The organism is Bradyrhizobium sp. P2_E8 (genome assembly GCF_056403875.1).
In genome coordinates, this window is sequence record NZ_JBFUES010000784.1 from 1 (window position 1) to 3,633 (window position 3,633).

Genomic DNA, 3,633 nt, shown 5'->3' on the forward strand with positions numbered 1-3,633 from the left:
GCCCCAGACTTCGTCGACGGACATCAGCATGTGCAGCTCTATCCGCAGGTGCGCGACGGCTTTGTCGACGCGGTTATCGAAACCGCGCCAAACGCCTGGGTGCGTCAGGGCGGCCGCGACCTGCCGCTGAAGCAGCGGCTGGCCTCACCCAAAGCCATGGTGCTCGACATCCTCAGCGCACAATTCCGCCGCCGCGCCGCCGGTGCCGGCCTCGGCTTCAATCCCGGCTTCGCCGGCGCCTATGACTTCAGCCGCGCCGCCGATTTCGGCGAAATGATGCGGCAATTCCTGGACGGCCTGCCGGATGGCGGCCTCGTGATGTGCCATCCCGGCTTCGTCGACGACGTCCTTGCCGCGCTTGATCCGATGACCGACGTGCGCGAACGCGAATATGCCTATCTCGGGAGCGACGAATTCGTGCGGCTGCTGGCGCAGACCAATACCACACTGGGGTGAAAGCCGGCGAAAGCGCCGGCCCGACGAGGCAGCTTGTCGCATACCGAAATTTAATATGGCCGGCACTGTTGGGGCCACAATGGAACCCTACATCTCCTGCGCGCTTGGTTTGCGCGAGGGAGATTGATCATGACGCCGCAGGAACGCCAGCTCGTCGACGAGCTTTTTGACCGGCTTTCGAAACTGGAAAATGCACCGCGCGATCCCGACGCGATCGCCGCGATCTCCGACGGCCTGCGCAAGGCGCCCGGCGCGATTTACGCGCTGGTGCAGACCACGCTGTTGCAGGACGAAGCGCTGAAGCGCGCCCATAACCGCATCCAGGAGCTGGAAGCGGCCCATGCGCCCGAACAGGCGCAATCCGGCGGCTTCCTGGATACCATGCGCGACACGCTGTTCGGTGGGGGCCCCTCGCGCGGCTCGGTTCCGAACGTGCCGCCGCGCGATTCGCGGCCGGTCTGGAACAGCGGCCAGGCGATGCAACAGACGCAACCCGGTTACGGCGCCCCGCCGCCCTATGGACAGGCTTACGGTCAGGCTCCGGCCCCGGGCTATGGTGCCCCGCCGGTCGGCGGTGGCGGCGGCTCGTTCCTCGGTACGGCCGCGGCGGCCGCGGCCGGCGTCGTCGGCGGCTCGCTGCTGCTCTCCAGCATCCGCGGCATGATGGGCGGATCGCACCAGCAGGCTTTTGGCGACACCAACGCCCTGGGCGACCGCAGCGCTGGTGGAAGTCCTTGGGGCGGCAGCGACCAGTCCGGCGGCTCGCTCGCGCGCGATGCCGGCCTCAACGACATCGGCTCCAGCCGCGACCGCGGCGGCGATTCCCGCCAAGGCTTTGTCGACCAGGCTTCGAACGACGACCAGAATTACAACGATCAGAACGACAATGACGACAACGTCGACATGGCCGACGACAGCGATTTCGGCGGCGGTGACGATGGCGGCAGCGATTATGCGTAAGGCGGCTCGATAGCGCGCAAACAAAAACGGCCGCCCATGGGGCGGCCGTTTTCATTTCGAAACTCGGACCTCACATCACCACGACCTTGGTGCCGACATTGACGCGGCCGTAGAGGTCGATGACGTCCTCGTTGCGCATGCGGATGCAGCCGGAGGAGACGTTGGTGCCGATGGTCCAGGGCTCGTTGGAGCCGTGGATGCGGTAGAGGGTGGAGCCGAGATACATCGCACGGGCGCCGAGCGGGTTTTCCGGACCGCCTTCCATGTGCCTCGGCAAGTCGGGGCGGCGCGCGATCATTTCCGCCGGCGGGGTCCAGTCCGGCCATTCGCGCTTGGCCGTGATCGACTTCACGCCGGACCAGGTGAAGCCGGGACGGCCGACGCCAATGCCGTAGCGCATCGCCCGGCCGTTGCCCTCGACGAGATAGAGGAACTTGTTCGGCGTATCGACCACGATCGTGCCGGCACTTTCCTTGCCGCTATAGTCAACGAGTTGTTTCTCGAATCTCGGATCGAATTGACGCTGCCGCGGATCGACCGCCTCCTGCTGGAGACCTGCGCCTTGCTGATATCCACCCTGCATCTGCGGCTCGCCCATCGGCGGCAGGCGGCGCGGATCGTTGTAACCCGGCTGCTGCTGATACACCGGCGGCGGAGCGTAGGCCGGACCACGGCCGGGCCCGTCGCCGAACAGGAACTCGATGAAGCCGCCGCCCATGTTCGCGTTGGAAGCGACGCGCACCGGCGCCGGCGCCACTTGCGGCTGGTAAAGCACCGCGGGCGGATCGTTCGGCACGGTATYGTCGAAGGCGCTGGCGCTGGTTGCGCCGGCAACGAGGGTGCAAGCGCCGCCGAGCAGCGCGACAGACATTTTCTTGAACATCGACGTACTCTGTACTGTTTCGTCTAGATCACATGCGTCGTGCAGAGCTGATGGCTGATCGGCGTCCGCGACGTGGTCAATAAAAAGCAAAAGGCGTTTTGTTTGGTAAACGGAAACGCCGTTTTGATTCACCACGTCGCGAGCGACGGCCCAATTTGGCGATCAGCGTTTATTTTCGATGAACGCCTCATGCTCATGGTTAATCGCTCGTTTGCGGGCCGTCGCGCGCGGCCGCGCAACAGTTCCGGTCGTGAACCTCGTGTTAAATTGCTTCTGCCTACAAAGACGCGTGAGTGAGGTGGGGGGAGTTCCTGATGGCGATTCACCGCAAACGTTTTCGTGTCGAAGAGGCTATTGTCGGCGAGATGCCCAGCCCCGAAATGATTGAGGAGGCTGCGCCGATGCATAACGAGATCATGGCGGAGCTGCGCGCGATCCGCGCACAGATGGCGAAGGGCACCGCTGCCCCGCTGTCCGCCAGCGCGGCGATGGCGGCGATCGATGCTTCCACGGCTCATGAGCTTGCCGAGACGCGCACCATGCTCGACACGTACCGGGCGCAGATCGAGCAGTGCGAGAAGCTGAAGGTCGAGCTCGACCTCATCCACGACGCCATCGACCGAACCAAGCGCGAAATCGCGACGCTGCATGGCAAGAGCTTCGACGGCGGCGAGATGGCCAAGGTCAATGGCGAACTCGGCGCGGTCGTCGGCGGCACCGAGCAGGCGACCCAGCAGATCCTGGAAGCCGCCGAGTCGATCGACCAGGCGGCCAGCGCGATGTCCAAGGTGCAATCGGCCGACCAGCAGAAGCGGCTCGCCGACGACATCCAGGAACGCGTCATCTCGATCTTCGAGGCCTGCAACTTCCAGGACCTGACCGGCCAGCGCATCAGCAAGGTCATGACCACGATGAAGTTCATCGAGCAGCACATCAACGCGATGATGGAGATCTGGGGCGGCGTCGACGCGATCAAGGCCCATGTGCCGGCGCCGGTCGACGCCCGCAGCGACGACGAAAAACTCCTCAACGGCCCGAAGCTCGCCGGCGACGTCGGCCACGCCTCGCAGGACGACATCGACGCGCTGTTCGACTGAACAGACGCGAGATCGCGGACAACCAAAACGCCGGCGCGAGCCGGCGTTTTTGTTTTTGGGGATTTATCTCACGCTGTCATCGTCCGCCTTGAGCGCAATTGCGCATTGGGGCGGACGATCCAGTATTCCAGAGACAGCGAGGCTAGAGCCGAGAAGCCGCGGCGTACTGGATGCCCCGCCTTCGCGGGGCATGACGGAGGCGAGAGACTACGCCCTCGGGGCGCAGCGGACGTAGAC

The 3,633-nt window shown here is 64.7% G+C and carries 4 protein-coding genes; 3 read left to right on the top strand and 1 reads right to left on the bottom strand.

Annotated elements, in window-relative coordinates:
* Positions 1 to 456, top strand: a 456-nt coding sequence (locus AC1D00_RS31725) for a ChbG/HpnK family deacetylase (RefSeq protein ID WP_477013380.1), incomplete at its 5' end; no start/stop codon positions are given.
* Positions 457 to 585: 129 nt separating this feature from the next.
* Positions 586 to 1,416, top strand: a complete 831-nt coding sequence (locus AC1D00_RS31730) for a DUF2076 domain-containing protein (RefSeq protein ID WP_135176482.1) — start codon at positions 586 to 588, stop codon at positions 1,414 to 1,416.
* 70 nt (positions 1,417 to 1,486) lie between these two features.
* On the opposite strand, the gene AC1D00_RS31735 is transcribed toward AC1D00_RS31730, so the two are convergent.
* Positions 1,487 to 2,299 carry a L,D-transpeptidase gene (locus tag AC1D00_RS31735; protein WP_477013381.1) on the bottom strand — a complete coding sequence of 271 codons (813 nt, stop codon included), beginning with the start codon at positions 2,297 to 2,299 and terminating at the stop codon, positions 1,487 to 1,489.
* 314 nt (positions 2,300 to 2,613) lie between these two features.
* Here AC1D00_RS31735 and AC1D00_RS31740 point away from each other — a divergent pair, with 314 nt between their 5' ends.
* Positions 2,614 to 3,396 carry a protein phosphatase CheZ gene (locus AC1D00_RS31740; RefSeq protein WP_027546048.1) on the top strand — a complete coding sequence of 261 codons (783 nt, stop codon included), beginning with the start codon at positions 2,614 to 2,616 and terminating at the stop codon, positions 3,394 to 3,396.
* The last annotated feature ends 237 nt before the right edge of the window (positions 3,397 to 3,633 follow it).

What these genes read in the sequence shown, in the direction of transcription:
- AC1D00_RS31730 (WP_135176482.1), top strand. Translation starts at nt 586, where the DNA reads ATGACGCCGCAGGAACGCCAGCTCGTCGACGAGCTTTTTGACCGGCTT.
- AC1D00_RS31740 (WP_027546048.1), top strand. Translation starts at nt 2,614, where the DNA reads ATGGCGATTCACCGCAAACGTTTTCGTGTCGAAGAGGCTATTGTCGGC.